At 34.4% G+C, this 2,042-nt stretch carries 2 protein-coding genes and 1 pseudogene; 2 read left to right on the top strand and 1 reads right to left on the bottom strand.

What is annotated here, in order from left to right; translation table 11 throughout:
* Positions 1 to 425: 425 nt before the first annotated feature.
* Positions 426 to 1,013: pseudogene (locus tag CDZ78_RS19845) on the top strand (IS5 family transposase); the annotation flags it as partial.
* A complete protein-coding gene (locus tag CDZ78_RS19840) occupies positions 1,010 to 1,678 on the top strand; it encodes a DUF2290 domain-containing protein (RefSeq protein WP_230990759.1) in 669 nt (222 codons plus the stop codon). The pseudogene CDZ78_RS19845 and the gene CDZ78_RS19840, both read left to right, overlap by 4 nt.
* Before the next feature lie 57 nt (positions 1,679 to 1,735).
* On the opposite strand, the gene CDZ78_RS19835 is transcribed toward CDZ78_RS19840, so the two are convergent.
* Positions 1,736 to 2,042, bottom strand: a 307-nt coding sequence (locus CDZ78_RS19835) for an IS1 family transposase (RefSeq protein WP_244559297.1), incomplete at its 5' end; no start/stop codon positions are given.

The raw sequence follows: 2,042 nt of genomic DNA, 5'->3' as shown, positions 1-2,042 counted from the left end.
CAGAGTGTCTATTTGCTGTTATAAGTGATTAAAATCAAAAAGATGGAAATGTTCGAGTGGTGCTACCTTCAGGTAGGTTATAGACTGCTTTGTTTAGGTACTTCTTCTTTCAATGGGAACACTGATGCTGACTTTAGTAATTTTCACCTTTAAAAAGGGGTGAAAATTGGACTAAAATTCAGAGAGATACATTAATTATTATTTTAAATCAATCTGTTATGAGTTTAAATCAATCTGTTATGAGTTTAAATTACGCTGAGTAGTTACTTTTTTGGCAGATAAGATTGGACTCAAGGCTTCAAGTATTGTTATGATTTCGAACATGGTCATATTTTGGTAAGTGCTGTGGTATTGTAACCTAGTATTTTACCGATTTCTGGCCATCCTTAGTTTATTTCTCTCCCTTATTTTGGCGAAGGTATTGTAATTGGAATGCAATTTATAAACGATTTAATGAATGGTCTCGTAAAGAAAAACTGATGGGTATTTTTAACATGCTTATTGTTGAACCTGATTTAGAGTGGGAATTTATTGATGGAAGTATTGTGAAAACACACCAGCATAGTAGTGGTGCAGCACACGGACAAGAAAGTGCCATAGGAAAGTCAGTAGCAGGAAACACAACCAAAATTCATATGGCCGTTAATTCTTGGGGGCTTCCAATCCACTTCAGGATAACAGGCGGTGAAGTTCATGACTGCAAAGAAGCGCCTAAGCTGGTTGCTGAATTGCCCCAAGCTGATTATATTATTTCTGACAGAGGCTATGACAGTAAAGAGTTGCGAACTCAAATCAGAGTTCAAGACGCAATTCCTATTATTCCAAGAAAAAAGAATTCAAATATCGGTAATGATGACATTGATTGGTCCCTTTATAAATATTGGCACCTTGTTGAAAACGCTTTTGCAGGGATCAAGCACTTCAGAGCCATTGCTACACGATATGACAAACTGAAGCGAAATTTTGAAGGGTCTATGGCTTTAGCTTGTACTTTTTTATGGTTGCCTATGTGAAACGGCAACAGCCCCTAGTAATGTTGAAGTCCGGTATTATTTATAAACAGATTTGCAAAATTACTGCAAAATTGATTGAGGTTAATTTATCGGTTGGGCAAAATTTCCCCAGAAATAAGAACGGAGTTATTTCGTATACAGGAGTTCATGATATTTCTCTTGCGATGAAAGACTTGGCATATGAAGATATTTATAAAAAATTAGAAGAAACAAAAAACTATAATATAAAGATGATTGATGGTGCATTGATTCAATTACTTTACGATTATCAACATGGGGAATTAATTTCTCATCGTTTGGCTTTTTTTCCATCGCCAAGCTTAGAGAGTTTCCAAAATGAACCTGAATTATATGAAGATGATGAAATTTATGCCGATATTTTAGCAAAAAATATTGTTACCTTCCCTATCCGCTTCGATTTCGATCCTAAAAACTTTAAAGAACTTGAACATCCGAAAACACATGTAACCTTCGGACAATATAAAAATTGTAGGATTCCTGTTTCTAACCCATTAACCCCAGAGTTGTTTATCAACTTTATATTACGAAATTTTTACAATACAGCCTTTACAAAACATACAGATGATTTTTCCGTGAGTCCTTCATCTTTTAACCAAACGATTACTGGTAAAGAAGAAGGTGTGCTTCATTTAGGTATTTATTAAAAAATGTAGTAACTACCAACTGAAGTTTCCAAATAAGGTGGTGGGTTAAATCTGTTATTAGGCATGAATATCTCGTCCAAATTCGACTTTATTAATTAATAGTCCAATGACAATATCATGCATTTGTTCTATTTTGGAAAAACAGATTGTTCGACGCGTTAAGCGTTTAATCCATGTTCTAAAATTTAGGTTTTTTCGTTCAATTTTTTGAGTGTTTTGTTTGCCTATTTCATGTTCATTTACATCTAAGTTTCGCTCATAAGCCCCCCAGTCATCTGTATAATATCTGCTTATTTCAAAAGGAGTCAGTAAGGCTTTTAGCTCTTTGAAAACATCATCTTTACGCTTGCCAAATACATAAGCA

This window comes from Bathymodiolus platifrons methanotrophic gill symbiont (assembly GCF_002189065.1).
Taxonomy (GTDB): domain Bacteria; phylum Pseudomonadota; class Gammaproteobacteria; order Methylococcales; family Methylomonadaceae; genus Methyloprofundus.
Note: the sequence above shows the minus strand (reverse complement) of the source record. Positions and strands in the feature narration are given on the sequence as shown.